Source organism: Deinococcus indicus (assembly GCF_002198095.1).
In the GTDB taxonomy this organism is placed as follows: Bacteria; Deinococcota; Deinococci; order Deinococcales; family Deinococcaceae; genus Deinococcus; species Deinococcus caeni.
The window spans coordinates 83,376-100,227 of record NZ_NHMK01000009.1 but is presented as its reverse complement, the minus strand read 5'-3'; the positions used below and the strand labels follow the sequence as shown (position 1 = coordinate 100,227).

17 protein-coding genes are annotated in these 16,852 nt (G+C 71.3%); 7 read left to right on the top strand and 10 right to left on the bottom strand.

The annotated features are described in order from the left end of the window. Positions 1-64 precede the first annotated feature (64 nt). Positions 65-718, top strand: a complete 654-nt coding sequence (locus tag CBQ26_RS03085) for a rhomboid family intramembrane serine protease (protein ID WP_088247126.1) — start codon at positions 65-67, stop codon at positions 716-718. Here the strand turns inward: CBQ26_RS03085 and CBQ26_RS03080 are convergent. The 6 genes from CBQ26_RS03080 to CBQ26_RS03055 are packed head-to-tail and all read right to left on the bottom strand — an operon-like array spanning position 694 to position 5,408. Continuing rightward, the gene (locus CBQ26_RS03080; protein WP_088247125.1) at positions 694-1,215 is read right to left on the bottom strand and encodes an NUDIX domain-containing protein; all 522 of its coding nucleotides are present in this window, start codon (positions 1,213-1,215) and stop codon (positions 694-696) included. The genes CBQ26_RS03085 and CBQ26_RS03080 overlap by 25 nt on opposite strands. After that, positions 1,212-1,847 carry a VOC family protein gene (locus tag CBQ26_RS03075; protein WP_088247124.1) on the bottom strand — a complete coding sequence of 212 codons (636 nt, stop codon included), beginning with the start codon at positions 1,845-1,847 and terminating at the stop codon, positions 1,212-1,214. Before CBQ26_RS03075 ends, CBQ26_RS03080 begins: the two co-directional genes overlap by 4 nt. Beyond that, complete coding sequence (locus CBQ26_RS03070; RefSeq protein ID WP_088247123.1) at positions 1,844-3,106, bottom strand: NAD(P)/FAD-dependent oxidoreductase; 1,263 nt, start codon at positions 3,104-3,106, stop codon at positions 1,844-1,846. Before CBQ26_RS03070 ends, CBQ26_RS03075 begins: the two co-directional genes overlap by 4 nt. A 47-nt stretch (positions 3,107-3,153) precedes the next feature. Next, entirely contained in the window at positions 3,154-4,005 is an 852-nt protein-coding gene (locus tag CBQ26_RS03065) for a cytochrome c oxidase assembly protein (RefSeq protein ID WP_088247122.1), read from the bottom strand. Continuing rightward, positions 4,002-4,691, bottom strand: coding sequence for an SCO family protein (locus CBQ26_RS03060; RefSeq protein WP_229844291.1), 690 nt, complete (start codon positions 4,689-4,691; stop codon positions 4,002-4,004). The genes CBQ26_RS03065 and CBQ26_RS03060 overlap by 4 nt, the downstream gene beginning before the upstream one ends. Before the next feature lie 18 nt (positions 4,692-4,709). Next, on the bottom strand, positions 4,710-5,408 hold the full coding sequence (locus CBQ26_RS03055) for a copper chaperone PCu(A)C (protein ID WP_229844292.1): 699 nt from the start codon (positions 5,406-5,408) through the stop codon (positions 4,710-4,712). A 170-nt stretch (positions 5,409-5,578) separates the two neighbouring features. Between CBQ26_RS03055 and CBQ26_RS03050 the strand changes: the two genes are divergently transcribed. Then, a complete protein-coding gene (locus CBQ26_RS03050; RefSeq protein ID WP_088247121.1) occupies positions 5,579-6,580 on the top strand; it encodes a LacI family DNA-binding transcriptional regulator in 1,002 nt (333 codons plus the stop codon). 66 nt (positions 6,581-6,646) lie between these two features. Here CBQ26_RS03050 and CBQ26_RS03045 read toward each other — a convergent pair whose 3' ends face one another. Continuing rightward, entirely contained in the window at positions 6,647-7,033 is a 387-nt protein-coding gene (locus CBQ26_RS03045) for an FUN14 domain-containing protein (protein ID WP_088247120.1), read from the bottom strand. Positions 7,034-7,179: 146 nt separating this feature from the next. On the opposite strand from CBQ26_RS03045, the gene CBQ26_RS03040 reads away from it, so the two are divergent. Next, positions 7,180-7,737, top strand: a complete 558-nt coding sequence (locus CBQ26_RS03040) for an RNA polymerase sigma factor (protein WP_172417945.1) — start codon at positions 7,180-7,182, stop codon at positions 7,735-7,737. Positions 7,738-7,922: 185 nt separating this feature from the next. Here the strand turns inward: CBQ26_RS03040 and CBQ26_RS03035 are convergent, their stop codons facing one another. The 3 genes from CBQ26_RS03035 to CBQ26_RS03025 all read right to left on the bottom strand — a co-directional run bounded on the left by CBQ26_RS03035 (position 7,923) and on the right by CBQ26_RS03025 (position 10,805). Then, positions 7,923-8,906, bottom strand: a complete 984-nt coding sequence (locus CBQ26_RS03035) for a CAP domain-containing protein (protein WP_088247118.1) — start codon at positions 8,904-8,906, stop codon at positions 7,923-7,925. Between the two features lie 64 nt (positions 8,907-8,970). Next, positions 8,971-10,227 (bottom strand): sensor histidine kinase, encoded by a 1,257-nt coding sequence (locus CBQ26_RS03030; RefSeq protein ID WP_229844293.1) that lies wholly within the window; start codon positions 10,225-10,227, stop codon positions 8,971-8,973. Next, positions 10,224-10,805, bottom strand: coding sequence for a molybdopterin-dependent oxidoreductase (locus CBQ26_RS03025; RefSeq protein WP_229844294.1), 582 nt, complete (start codon positions 10,803-10,805; stop codon positions 10,224-10,226). The genes CBQ26_RS03030 and CBQ26_RS03025 overlap by 4 nt, the downstream gene beginning before the upstream one ends. Positions 10,806-10,984: 179 nt before the next feature. Here CBQ26_RS03025 and CBQ26_RS03020 point away from each other — a divergent pair, with 179 nt between their 5' ends. From CBQ26_RS03020 to CBQ26_RS03005, 4 genes are all read left to right on the top strand, one after another. Next, positions 10,985-11,863, top strand: a complete 879-nt coding sequence (locus CBQ26_RS03020) for a DUF4384 domain-containing protein (RefSeq protein WP_088247117.1) — start codon at positions 10,985-10,987, stop codon at positions 11,861-11,863. A gap of 369 nt (positions 11,864-12,232) precedes the next feature. Continuing rightward, positions 12,233-14,236: an alpha-amylase family glycosyl hydrolase gene (locus CBQ26_RS03015; RefSeq protein WP_244897978.1), complete on the top strand. Its 2,004-nt coding sequence runs from the start codon at positions 12,233-12,235 to the stop codon at positions 14,234-14,236. 397 nt (positions 14,237-14,633) lie between these two features. After that, a complete protein-coding gene (pdhA, locus tag CBQ26_RS03010) occupies positions 14,634-15,701 on the top strand; it encodes a pyruvate dehydrogenase (acetyl-transferring) E1 component subunit alpha (protein ID WP_229844308.1) in 1,068 nt (355 codons plus the stop codon). Next, positions 15,698-16,708, top strand: a complete 1,011-nt coding sequence (locus CBQ26_RS03005) for an alpha-ketoacid dehydrogenase subunit beta (protein ID WP_088247115.1) — start codon at positions 15,698-15,700, stop codon at positions 16,706-16,708. Before pdhA ends, CBQ26_RS03005 begins: the two co-directional genes overlap by 4 nt. The last annotated feature ends 144 nt before the right edge of the window (positions 16,709-16,852 follow it).

Genomic DNA, 16,852 nt, shown 5'->3' with positions numbered 1-16,852 from the left:
ACCCGCGCGTCCCTGCACCCTCCGGCGGATGCCACGCCCGGCCCGCATGCGGCACACTGGACGCATGACCCGACCCGACCGGTTCCGTCCCGCGCGCCCGCCCTCCCGTGTGGGTCAGCCCGCCCGCATGGGTCAGCCCGGCCCGGCGGCGGCCCTGACGGCGGCGCTCGTGGCGGGCATCTGGGGGCAGGAGGTGGCCGATCAGCTGCTGTTCGGCGGGTCGCTGGACCGTTACGGCATCCTCCCGCGTGACACGGGAGCGTTCTGGAACATCCTAACCGCACCGTTCCTGCACGCGGACTTCGGGCACCTGATGGCGAACACGGTGCCGCTGGCGGTGCTGGCGTTCATGGGCGCCGTGCGCGGCGTGGCGCGCTTCGTGGCGGCCACGCTGATCATCGTGCTGGTGGGGGGCGCGCTGGTGTGGCTGTTCGGGAGGGGCGGCAGCGTGCACCTGGGCGCCAGCGAACTGGTGTTCGGGTTCCTGGCGTACCTGCTGGGCGTGGGCTGGTGGGAGCGCACGCCGGTCGCCATCGGCGTGGCGGTCGCGGCATTCGCGCTGTACGGGGGCATCCTGTGGGGCGTGCTGCCTGGCAATCCGTACGTGTCGTGGGAGGCGCACCTGTTCGGGTTCCTGGCGGGCCTGCTGGCGGCGGCGCTGCTGCACGGGCGGCGGCCCCGCCGGGCGGCAGGTCAGAACGGCGTGCCGTTCCGCTGAAGCTGGCGGACCACCTGCCGCAGTAACCGCGTCTGCTCGGGCCAGAACAGGTCCGGCACCTGCCCGCTGCGGCCCTCCAGGGGATGCCATTCCAGCCGGTAGCCCGGCTCCAGCGGGGGCAGGGCCTCCTGCTGTGTGGTGATGCCCAGGTAGTAACGGGTGACCTGCCACTTCGTGCGGGCGTAGTTCAGGCGTTCCAGGGTCGCCAGCTCGCGGAGGATCTGCACGCCCTCCAGTCCGGCCTCCTCGCGCAGTTCGCGGTGCAGGGCATCCCGGTGGGTTTCGCTGCCCTCCAGGCCACCCTTGGGCAGTTGCGGGTAGGGGCCGGGTTCCACGACCACCGCGACCTGCCAGCCGCCGGGCGTGCCTTCCAGAGCGACGGTATCCAGCGTGAGGGGGCGCAGGATGACCCCGCCCACGCTGGGGCGCGGCGGCACGCCGTCCGGGCGGGTGTAGTGGGTGGCGTCCGGGGGCGGCAGTGGCCCGTGGGCACTCACAGTTCGACCGGGCCGCCAGGGGTGGTCAGCACGGCGCGCAGTTCGGGCTGCGGGGCCTCTTGAACCTCGACCTCGCCCGTGAAGTTCAGGGTGTCCAGCGCGGCGCGCAGCGCGTCCGGGTCGGGCGTGCCCAGGTGCAGGGTGCCCAGGCGCACGCCCCGGTCGCTCAGGCGGGTGGGGGGCGGCGGGGTTTCCCAGCAGATCAGGGACGGGTGGGGGCCGCCGCCGGGCAGGTGGCCGTCGGCGGGGACGGTCAGGGTCCAGCGGTTCGCGCCGCGTGACAGGGCCAGCACTTCGGGACCGGCCGGCAGGCGCGGCACACCCGCCACCCAGTGGATCAGGGCCGGGCCGTGCGACAGGCGCCGCTGCATGGCGGGGGTGTCCAGCCCGAACCAGCGGGGGCGGGCCGGGGCGGGGGCCTTCGGGTTCACGGCGATCACTTCCAGGTAGGCGTCGGGTCCCAGGGACAGCAGGGCGTTGTGCGTGCCGAACAGCTCGTGCTCGCCGCCCGGCTCCAGCGGACAGTGCAGGCGGCCTTCGAGCCACGCGCGGCCTTCCTCCAGGGTGCGGGCGGCGATGACCAGATGGTCCAGTCGCGCGCCCGGTTGGCTCGGGGCGGGGTGGGCGGTCATGCGCCCCTGGGGCGGCTCATGCCAGCCGGGTCGTTCAGGACGATGGCGGCCGCCTTCTCGCCGCTTTCCATGGCACCCTGGATGCCGCTCATGGAGGTCGCCTCGCCCGCCAGGATCACGCCGGGCAGGGGCGTGGCGTGCCCGGCGAGGGTGGCGGCGTACCCGGCGGGCTGCGGGTACTGCGCGTGGCGGATGCGTTCGACCAGCAGGGTCCGCAGCGCGGCGGTCTGCGGGCCGTACCAGCGGTCCAGTTCGCCGCGCACGCGGGCGTCCAGGGCGTCGTCGTCGAGGTCCGGGAGGCCCAGGACGGTCACGGTCAGCAGCGACTGGCCCTGCGGGGCGCGCTGTGGGATCACGTTCGACAGCCAGTGCGCGTTGTTGATGAAGCCCGCCTCGGCATTCAGCAGCAGCCGTGTCTCGCGGTCCAGGCCGTGTGGGGCGGCGTAGTGCAGGTACGTGCTGCCCAGGCTGCCGCGCCCGGTCGGCTGGCCGGTCAGGGCGGCGGCGCCGTCCGGGTCGGTCGCGACGATCACCTGCCGCGCGTCCAGTTCGCCGGCGCTGGTGGTCACGGTCACGTGCGCCGCGTGGGATTTCAGGCGGGTGGCGCGCACGCCGGTCACCACATCCAGCCCGCCCGCCAGTTGCGCCGCCACCTCGCCCATGCCCGCGCGGGGCAGCGCCGCGCCGCCGTCCATCAGCATGCGGAAGTAGTAGCGGAACAGGCGGGCACTGGTGTCCAGTTCGCGCCGCAGGAAGATCCCCCCGAAGAATGGCCGGAAGAAACGGTCCAGCGCGTCCTCGCTGAACCCGAATTCGCGCAGGAACGCCTCGGTCGTCTGATCGTCGCCGCGCAGCAGCGTGTGCGGCGCCGGGGCGCGCAGTTTCAGGGCCAGGGCCGCCACGCGCGCCTTGTCGGGCACGCTCAGCACGCCGCTCAGCAGGGTCGAGGGCAGCGCCGCCGGGTCGCTCAGGGGACTGCCGAGCGTGTCGGTCCGCGCGCCGCGCCGCACGACCGCCGCCGACGGCACGGGCACCAGGTCCAGCGCGCCCAGGTCCAGGTGCCGCCGCACCGCCGGGTACGCCGGGAACAGCACCTGATACCCGGCGTCCAGCGTGAAGCCGTTCACGGCGCGCGAGTGAACGCGGCCCCCCACGAACGGCGCGGCCTCCAGCACCCGCACCCGCTGCCCGGCGCGCGCCAGAACCCGCGCCGCCGTGAGTCCTGCCAGTCCACTGCCGATCACCACTGCGTCATGCATGGGTGCAGGCTAGCGCAGGGCGGCCACAGAGGCGGGGTGGGGCCGGCTCAGGGCCGGGTGGGCGGCGCGGGCGGCCGGGTGGGAGGCTGGGGCGGCATGCCCTGCCCCTCGGAGAGTTTGACCAGCCACGCGAACAGCTGGATGAACGCCAGGGCCAGGGCGGGCAGTCCGGCGAGCATCATGATCCAGCCACTGAGCTGCTGGTTCTGCAGGGGCGTGTAGTTCCACAGGCACAGGGCGCTCACGTACGGGGTGTACAGCACCTGGGGGGAGTACAGCCAGACGCTGGCGACGGCCATCATGGGCAACGCGCTGATCAGCCCGAACCAGCCGCGCGAGCCGATGTCGGCGGGTTGCACGCTGGGCAGCGGGCGCAGGATGACGCTCCAGACCAGCAGGCTGCTCAGCAGGTACAGGGCGGGCAGCAGCGCCCCAGCGGTGTTCGACACGACGCTGGCGTTGAATCCGGCGGGGACGTTCCAGAACACGATCACGGCCGTCCAGACGGCCAGCGCCACCCAGGGGTCCAGCAGGACGCCGAGCACGCGGCCCAGGGCGCGGCGCGGGTGCAGGTTCAGGCGCGGCAGGCCCAGCACCAGCAGCGGCGGCACGAGTTCCGCCAGGACCATCAGGCGGCCCATGTACAGCGCCATGCTGCTCTGGGTCATGGTGGCGGCGCGGCTCTGGGTGGTGATCAGCAGCAGCAGGGTGCCCAGCGCGAACAGCGCGGCCCGCCACGCCGGCCACGCACCGGCCGCCGCGCCGCGCCGCGCACGCAGGAAGCCCCAGGTGTACGCGGCGACGGCCAGCAGCGTGGGAATCAGGAAGGCCGGGTCGGGCGTGGGGGCCAGCAGGTCGGCCAGGGTGGGGTTCAGGTTGACGGGGGTGGGGGCGCTCATGGGGTCTCCAGGACGTACTGCACGTCGGCTTTCACGCGTTCGAGTTGCGGCAGCTGGGTGTAGTCCCACAGGACCCGCAGCTGCCCGCGCGCGTCGATCAGGTACGTGGCGGTGGTGTGGTTGATCTGGTACGACTCCGGGCCTTTCACGTCGGCCTTCTGGTACGCCACGCCGTACGCGGCGGCCAGGGTGGACAGCGCCGGTTCCGGCACGCGCACGCCCACGCCGGCCTTCCCGAAGAACGACACGTACTCGTTCAGGCGGGCGGGCGTGTCCCGCGCGGGGTCCACGCTGACGAGCACGACCCGCAGCCGCTCGCGCTGTGCGGGTGGCAGGGCGTCACGCACGCGGTTGAGGTACGAGAGGGTCAGCGGGCAGATGTTCGGGCAGTTCGTGAACCCGAAGAACAGCGCCGTGACCGGACCGCCCGCCTGTCCGCTGTCCGGCGTGAACGTGAAGGGCTGCTCGCGCTCCCCGGCCTGCACGGTCCCGCTGAACCCGGCGGCCCGCGTCCCGGCCGGGTACGCCGTGCCGAAGAAGGGGTACGGGCTTTTCAGGCGGGCGTAACCCCACACGGCCAGCAGCAGCAGGGTCACGGCGGCGGTCGCCAGCAGCGCCGACACGTACCAGGGGCGGGCGGGCGGGCCGGGGGGCGCGAGCGGCGGGTGGGGGGGCGTTTCGGTCACGGGTGTCTCCGGGGCGGGTCAGGGTTTCAGGACCGGCAGGTCCAGGGTCAGGGCGCGGCCCTGCGTGTCGGTCAGGGTGAGGCTCAGGCGTTCGCCCGCCTGCAACGGGGCTTTCAGGCCGCTGAGCATCAGGTGGTCGCCCGTGTCGCTGAGGGTCAGGGTGCCGCCGGCCGGGACGGTCAGGGTGTCCACGCCGCTCATGCCGGTCAGGCCGGCCGCGTCGGTGCGGGTGATCATCAGCAGGCCGCCGGTCGCGGCGGGGCTGCTCACACCGCTCAGCTGAATGTCGTCGGGGCCGGTGTTCGTCAGGGTGGCGAACACGCTGGTGTCCGTCACGCCGGGCGGCACGGCGACCACGCGGCCGTCCGTCACGGTCAGCGGGAGCGGCGCGGCGTTCGCCGGGGTGACCGGGGCGGCACCCTGGGAGGCAGCGCCGTGGTTCATGCTGCCATGGTCCCCGGCGGTGTGGTCCCCGGCGGCATGGTCCATCCCGGCCATGTCGTGACCGGTGCTGTCGTGACCAGCACTGTCATGACTGGTGCTGTCGTGACCGGCACTGTCTTGACCGGTCGTGTCCGGCGCGTCCGCCTGCACGGACGGCGCGCGGCCCGCCGCCGGTTCGGACGCCGCGCGGGGACCGCAGGCGCTCAGGGCGAGCAGCGTCAGCAGGGCCAGGGCGGCCACGGAACGTCGGGGCGGGTGGGCAGGTGCAGTCATGACACTCCTTTCAGCGGCCGGGAACCGGAAGTCAGGCGGGGCGTGGAGCGGCCTCCGGCGGCCTTCACGGGGCAGTCTAGGCCGCGCCGGGGGCCGCATTGTCCCACCGGCCCCGCACGCGCCGGGCTGTGGAACCCGTTCCACAAAGGGAGTATGGTGAGGGCAAGATCATGCGCAAACCCACCATTCAGGACGTAGCCCGGCAGGCCGGGGTTGGAGTCGGCACCGTTTCACGGGTGCTGAACAACCACGTCGCCGTCAAGGGAGCCACGCGCGAGAGCGTGCTCAAGGCCATCTCGGACCTCGAGTACACCCCCAACCCGCACGCCCGCCGCATCGCCGGCGGCAAGAGCTACACCATCAGCGTGCTGCTGCCGGTCCTGACCACCGAGTTCTACGTGCGGCTGCTCGACGGCCTGGAAAGCGCCTTCCAGGAGGCGCGGTACGACGTGGCGATCTTCCCGCTGCTGGACCGCTCGCGGCTGGAACGTTACCTGGGCTCCCACACCCTGGCGTACCAGGCGGACGGGCTGGTCATGGCGACCTACAACCTCACGCAGATGTTCCACGAGCGGCGCCTGCGCACCCAGCAGCCGACCGTGCTGGTCGACGCCTACGCCGACAACGTGGATTCCTCGTTCATGGACAACGTCGCCGGGGGCCGACTGGCCGGCGAGTACGCCGCGAAACTGCCGGGGCAGCTGTACGCCGTGTGGGTCGAGACGGAACTCGACCAGCTGTTCACCACCCGCGTGTTCGAGGACCGCCGCAGCGGCTTCATGAGTGAGGTGCAGGCCGCCGGGCGCAGCGTCCGCGCCGAGTACACCTCCAGCTTCGACTCGCTGGCCGCCCGCAACACCGCCGCGACCCTGCTGGACGACGCGCAGGCCGCCGGGCTGCCCTGCACGGTGTTCGCCTCCGCCGACATGCTGGCCGGCGCGCTGCTCGACGAGGTGCGCCTGCGCGGCCTGCGGATCGGGCAGGACGTGCGCGTCATCGGCTTCGACGATCAGCCCTGGGCAGCCGAGCGCGGCCTGACCACCCTGCACCAGCCGGTCGAGAGCATGGGCTACGAGGCCGCGCAACTGCTGCTCTCGCGCCTGAACGGCTACAAGGGACCGCCCCGCGCCCGCCGCTTCGAACCGCGCCTGATCGTGCGCGGCAGCGCGTAAGGGTTGATGGTTGAACGTTGATGGTTGATAGAGGGGTGCGTCTCTCTACCATCAACTGTTCGCTCTCTACACCCTGGCGCGCAGGCCCAGCAACATGCCGGCGGTGAACGCCCCGGCGAACGGCAGGTTGGCCGTCAGGACCCGCGCCAGCCACGCGCCGCCCTGTTCGCTGCCCTGGCGCAACCACGGTTCGGTCAGCGCCTGCACCTGCCACCAGTTCACGGTGATCAGCCCGAAGTACGACAGCAGTTGCAGCGTGATGAACAGCGCGCCCAGCGCGATCAGCGCCACCCGCCCGATGTGCCGCAGGGCCACGCCCGTCGCGAAGCCCAGCAGCGCGCCCACGCTCAGGTCAGGCAGCATGCCGCGCAGCGCCTCGCTCAGGGCGGACGACTCCGGCGGCGCCGGGGGGACGGGCGGCGGGACAGAGGCGGGGGGAGGCGGGGTCGTCATGGGCGGGTGGCGCGCATGGTAGCGCAGCCGCCGGGCGGTGTGCGGCGCGCCGGACCGGGGCGGGGCGCTATGGTAGGAGCACTGTGAACCCTCCGACCGACCCTGCGCTGACCGATCCCGTACCGGCCGATCCTGCGCCTGCCGATCTGATCTCACCCGAGCTGCTGGAGCGGCTGACGGCCGGCGAGGAACGCGCGTGGTTCGAGTTCGTGCAGGAGTACGAGGGCCGCATGTACGGGTACCTGTACCGCCTGGAAGGCAACAGCGAGGACGCCCTGGACCTGACGCAGGAGGTCTTCTACCGCGCGTGGCGCAGCATCCGCACCTTCCGGCCGGGCGAGCGGGTGCTGCCGTGGCTGTATCAGGTGGCCAGGAACACGCAGATCGAATCGCACCGCCGCAAGCAGTTGCAGCGCTTCTCGCTGGAACAGGCGCGCGAGGACGTGGGGTTCGAGGTCACCAGCGAGAAACGCTCCCCGGTGCAGGCCGCCGAGAGTGCCGACGCGCAGGACCGCGTGCAGCGCGCCCTGCAACAGCTGCCGCCCGAGTACCGCGAGGCGGTCGTGCTGCGCTTCATGGAAGACCTGAGTTACGACGAGATCGCGCAGATTCAGGGTGTGGCGCTCGGCACGGCCAAGAGCCGCGTGTTCCGCGCCAAGGAGCAGCTGGCCGACCTGCTCGAAAGCGTCGCTGACGTGAACTGATACGGATTCCGTTTATTTCGCCAACAATCCGGAACGTCACCGGATTGTTGGCTCCACGTCCGGAATCCGTTTCTCTCCCTCTCGCATCCGCTCGGATTGAACGGGCTTTTCAGCCCATTCAATCGGAGTCCGTATGATCCGGACTCCTGCCGCAACGGCCGGCGCCTGCCGGTCACCCGGCGGGTTCAGGGCCGCGCGAAGACCTGCGTCCAGTAGTGGGTGTACGGGGTGCCGGGGCGGGCCACGTACGACAGGCCGATCAGGGTGAAGTTCCCCATGACGTTGCGGCAGTGGCCGGGGCTGCGCAGCCAGCCGTCCACGACCTCGGCGGGCGTGGTCTGTCCGGCGGCGATGTTCTCGGCGACGCTGGCGGGGTTCAGGCCGGCCGTCTGCACGCGGCGCATGGGGCTGCTGCCGTCCAGGGCGCTGGTGTGGTCGAAGTACCCGTACAGCGCCATGCCGGCCGACTGCCCCTGCGCGGCGAGGTCCAGCGCGGGGTGCGGGGCGAGCGGGGGCAGGGCCGGGCCGCCCGTGCGGAGGGTCGCGCAGTTCCAGCCCTGCGCGCGGGCGCGGTTGGTGAGGCGCAGCACCTCGCTGTCGAAGGCGGGGCTCGTCTGGAAGGGCGCGGCGTTCAGGGTCAGGCGACGTTCCAGGCGCTGGCCGGCGCTGCCGGTCGCCTGGGCCAGCGCCGCGTGCGGGCCGGGGGTCAGGGGGGCGGGGCCGGGGCCGACCTCGCGGCCGTCGAGGAACACGCGCGGCGGTTCCGGGCGGTACAGGACGCTGCCGGCCGGGCCGATGCGGACGCTGCCCGGCGCGTGCAGGACGGTCAGTTCGGCGCGTTCGGGGCCGCCGCTGCGGACCTCGATGGGCGTCTCGGCGCGGCTGACCTCGCGGCCCTGCGCGTTGAGCAGCGTGGCGGTCAGCGTGAACGTGCCGGGCCGGTAGTACGTGTGCGTGACCTGCGGGCCCTGCGCGGCGGCGCCGTCCCCGAACGCCCAGCGGACCGTGTGCGCGGCCGGGAAGGTGGCGGTGAACGTGACGGTCAGCGGGGCCTGCCGGGTAGAGTCGGCGCTGTACCCGACCCGGAAGGTGCCCTGCGCGTGGGCGGCCGGGGCGGACGCGGCCAGCAGGCCCAGCAGCAGCGGAAGCAGGAGGGAACGGCGGGTCACGTTACCCAGCGTAGGGCGCGGCGGGCCTGGACGCTGTGCGGAAATCCGGTTCGTCAGCTGCCGGTCAGTCCCGCCGGGCGGGCGTGGCACTGACCGGGGCGCGCAGGTGCGTGGTGGGGTCGCCCAGCGTGACGGTCATGATCAGGCCGCCGCCGGGCGCGTGGCCGATGGTGACGTCCCCGCCGTGCGCGCGGGCGTAGCGGCGCACCAGGGGCAGGCCCAGGCCCTGGCCGCTGCCCAGGCTGACCGGGCCGCGCTCGTAGGGCTGGAAGACGCGGCGTTGCAGTTCGTCGCTCATACCGGGGCCGAAGTCACGGACCTGCACCTGCGGCCGGCCGTGCGGGGTGCTCAGGCTGACCTCGACGACGCCGGCGGTGTATTTCAGGGCGTTCTCGACGAGGTTCTCGATCATCTGCCGGAACCGGCCGACGTCCACGGACCACGGCACGGGCGTGTCGGGCGTGACGACGTGCACACGTTCCGAACCGAAGCGGCGCAGCAGGGGGCGCAGGTCGGTGCGCTGGGGGTTCAGGGTCACGTCGAGGTACAGGTCGTTCAGGCGGCTGAGGTCGGCGCGGTTCGAGATCTGCGAGGCGCTGTCCTCGATCATGGTCAGCAGGCGTTGCTGCTGGTCGGGCGTCTCGGCGCGGCGCAGCAGGTCGCTGGCGAGCAGCAGGGTCTGGAGGGGCCGGCGCATCTCGTGACTGGCGAGGTTCAGTGCCTCGAGCTGGCGTTCCTCGCGCTGGCGGGTGCGCTGGTGTTCGCCGCGCCACAGCCACAGGGCGCGCAGGATCAGCAGGGCGCTGAGCACGCCGGTCAGGACCGAGGTGACGACCAGGGCGTAGCGCAGCCGCTGGAGTTCCTGCTCGTAGCGGATGCCCAGGCCCTTGGCGTACTCGGTGGCCTGGGCGCTCAGGCCCAGCGCTTCCTGCACGGCCCGCGCGGCCGAGGCGTCGGTGTCTTCCTGCAGGTTGCGGGCCGCGACCGACAGGCGGCGTTCGCCGAGGCGTTCCACGTCGTCGAGCAGCCCGAACTGCGCGCGGTTCAGGGCGCTGGACAGGGCCATCAGGCGGCGCCGCTCGCGGTCCTCGGCGGGCACGTCCGGGTGCCGGGAGACCTGGTATTGCAGGACGTCCTGCGCGAAGCCCTGGTACGCGTAGGGCGTCCAGCCGGTCCCGGTGTTCTTCAGGGCGTTGTAGGCGGGCAGGGTGGTGGCCACCAGCACGGCGGTCGTCAGGAGGCCCGGCAGGATGGCCAGCAGCAGTTCGCGGGCCAGCAGCCACAGCCGCGCCGGTCCCTGGTGCCCGGTCGGAGCGGTCACTGGGCCGGGGCGATCCGTTCGGCGAACCACACCCACGCGGCCGAGTACTCGCCGGCGTGGAAGCGTTCGGGGCGTTCGGGCAGCACGACGGTCAGCGGGCCTTTCTGCAGGATCGGGATGGGCGCGCCGTCGGCGCGGTAGGCGAGCATGATCGGCCAGTTCATGTAGTCGTCGGCGCGGATGGTGCTGGCGAAGCCGTTGGCGGCGTACACACGCAGGTCGCGGCCCAGGAATCCGCCGCGCGCGGCGAGGTCGCGCAGCGTGACGCCCTCGTACGTGAAGCTGCGTTTCAGCTGGGGGTGGTGGGTGGTGTAGCGCACGGCGGGCATGGCCTGCAACTGCCCGAGCGTGAGGTTCAGTTCGCGCTGGCCGGTGCTGATGGTGAGCGCGCGGCGTTCGCCCGGTTTGGCTTTCGGGGTGGGTTGCGCGGCGCGGACGTACGTGAAGGCCGGCAGCCGCGATTTGGAGGCGGGGTTCACCTGTCCGGCGGTGACCGGCGCCAGCGTGAGCAGGGTGATCAGTCCCAGGCGGCGCCACACGCGGAAGCGTGACTGTGGGTGTGGGTTGCGGGGGAGCACGCCGGTCAGTCTAGTGCCCGGATGAGCGGATCACAAGGGACGCATGAACAGAATTTACTTTGTGACACGTATTCCGATTGCTGCCGGTGGCCGGAACCTGACCGGCTCATGAGAACTCGCGGGATGGGCGTGTGGGGACGGGTCAGGTGGGCGTCACGCGCGGCGGGCACACTGCCGGCATGACTTCCTTCCGACCCCACTCCCTGATGGCCCTGACCGTCGCCCTGGCCGCCGTGTCCTCCTCCGGCCCCGCGCAGGCCGCGCCGACCCTGAGCGCCCAGAGCATCATCGTGAACCCCGTGACCTCGGAACTGAACGTGAAGGTCTGGACGGACCGCGACAGCAGCGGCGCCGGCACGCCCGCCTACGCGCCGGGCGAGAAGATCCGCCTGTACACCAGCGTCACGCAGGACGCGTACGTGTACCTGTTCAACGTGGACCCGCAGGGGCAGGTGGACCTGATCCTGCCCAACCGTTACCAGGGCGGCGCGAACTTCCTGAAGGCGAACGTGGTCAAGGCCTTCCCCTCGGCCGGTGATCCCTTCAGCTTCGACATCGCCGCGCCCTACGGCGTGAACAAGGTGCTGGCCGTCGCGAGCCGCACGCCGCTGAACCTCGATCAGATCGCCACATTCAAGTCCGAGCAGAACAGCTTCGCCAGCGTGAAGGTCACAGGGCAGCAGGGGCTGGCGCAGGCGCTGAGCATCGTCGTGACGCCGCTGCCGCAGAACACCTGGGTCAGCGACACGGCCTTCTACACGGTGGCGGGCCGCGCGGTCAGCGCGCCGCAGCCGGTCAGGCCCACGCCGGCGCCGGTCGTGGTGAACCCCTGGGGCACGCAGCGCGAGTGGCGGATCAGCGTCGACAACCGCACGGACCTGCGCGCCCAGCATGACGCCTACGCCGCGAAACTGCGGGCCGAGGGGTACGTGCTGGTCGGGACCCGCGTGAAGAACAACGAGATCGAGAGCGAGTTCCGCCGCGCCGGTGGCGGCAAGGCCGAGCTGAAGGTCAAGCGCAAGGGCAACCGCACCGAGATCACGGTCGAGCGCCGCTGAGGGCTGGCGCCCGGCGAGTGGGCACCGATCAGCGGCAGCGACAAGCGAATCTGATACGGACTCCGATTGAATGGGCTGCAAAGCCCGTTCAATCCGAGCGGATGCGACTCGGAGAGCTGCCCCGCAGAGAAGGAGAGAAACGCCCCTCCGGACGTGGAGCCGACAATCCGGAACGTCACCGGATTGTCGGCGAAACAAACGGAATCCGTATGAGCCGTGAACGCCGTGTTGTCTAGAGGGGTCAGTCTGTTTGGACTGGCCCCTCCTCTTGCGTTCCGGGCGGGGCCGACCATTATGATGGGCACGCACCACAATTCAATTCGTGCCCGCTCCGCGCCGTGGCGGAGCACTCTTTCTGGAGGTTTCGCCGTGAAACGTTCTGTGTATTCTCCTGCTGTCCGTCCCGGAATCGGGGGCGCGCTGTCGGTCGCCCTGCTCCTGTCCGCCTGCTCTCAGGCTCCTGCTCCGGCGCCGCTGTCGGCTGCCCAGCCTGGAACCGTTTCCAGCAGCGGGGGTGTGCAGGCCCAGGCGATCAGCGGCAGCGCCATCGACGCCTGGCGGCAGCAGGTCATCTACCTCGTGATGCCGGACCGTTTCTCGAATGGAAACACTTCCAACGACACCCTGGGGCAACCGAACTGCTTCGACCCGGCCAGCCCCACCAAATTCCACGGCGGCGACCTCCAGGGCCTGCGCAACCGCCTGGGCTACATCCGCGACCTGGGCGCCACCGCCGTCTGGACCACCCCCGTGTACAAGCAGGTCGGGATCGTGAACGGGAACTCCTGCGGGTACCACGGCTACTGGCCCGACTACACCAACCCCAACGACACCGCCATCGAACCCAGACTGGGCACGGGCGCCGACCTCACTGGCCTGATCAGCGACCTGAAGGCCGGCGGGCAGAAATACATGATGGACATGGTCGTCAACCACGCCGGGTACGGCGCGCGGATCGTCAGCCAGAACCCCTCGTGGTTCCACAGCAACTGCACCGGCGACGACATCGTCTGCCCCCTGGCGGGCCTGCCGGACTTCCGGCAGGAGGACAGCGCCGTCGCCACGTACCTGACCAACCTCAGCAAGACCTGGGTCACGAACTACGCCGTGGACGCCATCCGCATGGACACCGTCAAGCACGTCCCCAACTCCTACTGGCAGAACTCCTGGGTGCCGGGCGTGCTCGCCTCGCGCCCCAATACCTTCCTGCTGGGCGAGGCGTTCCTGTCGGGCAGCGCCTCGCAGCTCAAGCCATTCCTGGACGCCGGGTTCGACTCCACGTTCAACTTCCCGCTGCGGCAGGCGCTGGTGGACTCGGTCGGGAAGGGCGGCAGCCTCGACCGGGTGGCCGGGAGTATGCAGGACACGGTCGGCACCCTGGGCCTGGACCGCACGCTGCTGCAGGTGAACCTGCTCGACAACCACGACGTGCCGCGCTTCGTGAACGAACCCGGCACCGGCGTCGCCGAATCCGAGATCCGCGCCCGTTACGGCAACGCGCTGGGCCTGCTGATGACCCTGCCCGGCATTCCGCAGCTGTACTACGGCAACGAACTGGGCATGTACGGCGCGAACGACCCCGACAACCGCCGCGACATGCCGGGCTGGGCCTGGACCGACGCGGGGCGCAGCGTCACGCAGGCGAACTTCGTGGCGGGCGGCGGCACTCCCAAGAACACCTACGACCTCACGAAGAAACTCGTGGGCATCCGCACCGCGAACCCCGGCCTGTGGAAGGGAGGCTACGCCGAACTGTGGCGCCCGAACGGGGGGCAGAACGTGTACGCCTTCTACCGGGGCAGCGGCGCCAACCGCGTCGTGGTGATCGTGAACACCTCGGGCAGCGCCGCGACCGTGAACCTGGACATTCAGGGCAACGCGGGCATCAGCGCGGCCGACAAGAGTGCGCTGAGCAACGGCACGGTCTTCAACGACCTGCTCGCCGAGGGAGCGCCCAGCAGCGCGACCGTCACGGGCGGGAAACTCCCGCTGACCATCGGCGCGGGCCGGATGGGCATCTACCGCGCGGGCGCCACCGGCACCGGCGGCGGGGGCGGCGCGGCCGTCAGCGTGACCTTCCAGGTGCGGGCCAGCACCTTCTTCGGGCAGGACGTGTACCTGACCGGCAACCGCGCCGAACTGGGCGCGTGGAACACCGCGTCGGCGCTTGCCATGACACCGGGCGACTGCTCGGGCAGCACCTGCACCTGGAAGACCACCGTGAGCCTGCCGCCCAGCGTGGCCACGCAGTTCAAGTTCATCAAGAAACCCGGCGACAGCGGCGCCAGCGTCACCTGGGAGGGCGGCAGCAACCGCTCTTACACCACGCCCGCCTCGGGCAGCGCCACGTACAACGGCGGCAACTGGCAGTGATGCCGGACGCGGCCGCGCCGCCCCGCCACTGAAAACAAACGTCCGTTTGGAAAGGTGCCTCCCGGCTGCTACGCTGGGAGGCACTTCAACATGCCCCGGCCAGCGCGCCGCTGTACCCCCCTCCCCTGCCCCGCCATGCCTGACGTCCTTTCCTGTCCCGCTCCCGGCCTGCCCCCGCGCAGCGACCGGCTGCTGAACCAGCGCCGCGCGCCCTGACGCGCCCCGCCACTCCTCTGCCCCGGACCCCGCGCCTGCCCCCCACCCAGGAGATTTCATGACCCCAGATACCAGACCGGCTGCCCCGCAGCCCCACGCTCCAGCCACAGAGTCGCAGGACACCGCCCCCGGCTACGCGGCGGCGCAGGCCGCGTACGACGCCGCGCAGGACAGCGGCGACATGGTGCAGTGCCTCGCGCCGGACGGCACGGTCGTCCGTGAGGACCTGCTGCCCGAGCCCGCCACCCGCCTGGAACTGTACCGGCAGATGCGCCGCGCCCGGCACTTCGACGAGCGAGGCTGGGTGCTGTACCGCCAGGGTCGCCTGGGCGTCTTCCCACCCTTCGGCGGCATGGAGGCCAGCCAGGTCGGCACCGCCGCCGCGCTGACCAAGGACGACTGGCTGTTCCCCACCTACCGCGACACCGGCGCAGCCCTGACCCTGGGCCTGCCCATCGCCCGCACCCTCGCCTACTGGCGCACCAGTCCGCACGGGTGGCACATGCCCGCCGACCTGAAGGTCCTGCCGTTCTACATCCCGATTGCCACGCAGTACCCGCAGGCGGTCGGCGCGGCCCTCGCCGAGCGGCGCCAGGGCACCCGCAACGTCGCCATGGCCTTCATCGGGGACGGCGGCAGCAGCGAGGGCGACTTCCATGAGGCCCTGAACTTCGCCGGAGCCCTGAACGCCCCGTGCGTGTTCATCCTCCAGAACAACGGCTGGGCGATCAGCGTCCCCACCCGCGCTCAGACGCGCGCCACCGACCTGAGTCGCCGCGCCGACGGGTACGGGATTCCCGGCGTGCGCGTGGACGGCAACGACGCCCTGGCCACCTACCACGTGACCCGCGAGGCCGTGGAGCGTGCCCGCAGCGGCGGCGGTCCCACCCTGATCGAGACGGTCACGTACCGCGTGAAGCCGCACACCGTCGCCGACGACCCCAGCCGCTACCGCAGCGAGGCCGACACCGCCGGCTGGGACGCCAAGGACCCCGTCACGCGCCTGCGCACCCACCTCCTGAACGCGGGCCTGATGACCGAGGCCAGCGAGGCCGATCTGCTCGCCGAGATCGCCACCGAGTTCGAGGCCGCCCTGGCCGAGGCCGACAGCTACCCCGAACCCACCCCCGCCGAGATCCTCGACCACGTCTTCGCCGAACCCACCCCCCAGCTGCAAAAGCAGCGCGCGGAGATCCTCGCCGAACACACCGCGCAGGACAGCGCCCAGAACAGCAAGGAGCAGGCATGACCGCCACCGCCACCCCCCCCACCGGCACCAGGAACATGACCATGGTCGCCGCCATCAACGACGCCCTCGACATCGCCCTCGCCGCCGACGACACCGTGCACATCTTCGGCGAGGACGTCGGCGTCATGGGCGGCGTGTTCCGCGCCACCGACGGCCTCCAGGCCAAACACGGAGAAGGGCGCGTGTTCGACACCCCCCTCGCCGAAGCCGCCATCGTCGGCATGGGCATCGGCATGGGCCTCGCCGGCCTCAAACCCGTCGCGGAAATCCAGTTCGCAGGCTTCCTCTACCCCGCCCTCGACCAGATCCTCTCCCACCTCGGCCGCTACCGCCACCGCACCCGCAGCCGCTACCACCTCCCCATGGTCATCCGCGCCCCCTACGGCGGCGGCGTCCACACCCCCGAACAACACGCCGACAGCCCCGAAGCCATCCTCGCCCACACCCCCGGCGTCAAAGTCGTCATCCCCAGCACCCCCGCCGACGCCAAAGGCCTGCTGCTCAGCGCCATCAACGACCCGGACCCCGTCTTCTTCTTCGAAGCCATCAAGCTCTACCGCAGCGTCAAAGAAGACGTCCCCGTCGGCGACTACCGCGTCCCCATCGGCAAAGCCCGCCTCGTCACCCAAGGCGACGACGTCACCGTCATCTGCTACGGCGGCATGGTCGAAGTCGCCCAGAAAGCCGCCGCCGCCGCCGCACAGGCTGGGATCGGCGTGGAAGTCATCGACCTGCGCACCCTCGTCCCCATGGACACCGACACCGTCATCACCAGCGTCGCCAAGACCGGCCGCGCCGTCATCGTCACCGAAGCCCCCCGCACCGCCGGCTTCCACAGCGAAATCGCCGCCGTCATCGCCGAAGAAGCCATCGAACACCTCCGCGCGCCCATCGTCCGCGTCACCGGCTTCGACGCGCCCTACCCACCCTTCACCGCCGTCGAGGACGTGTACCGGCCCAACCCTCTGCGGGTGGCGAAGGCGATTCGGCAGGTCATGGACTACTGACCCACTGAGTGCGCGCGTAAGGGGTGCATCTGGCGGCGGGGCTCCCCACCCCCCAGCCCCCTCCCCCAGAGGGGCAGGGGGGGCAGCGTTGCACTGGGCAGGTATTTCTCTGAGGTGGTCGGTGGGTGACTGGCGGGTTCGGCC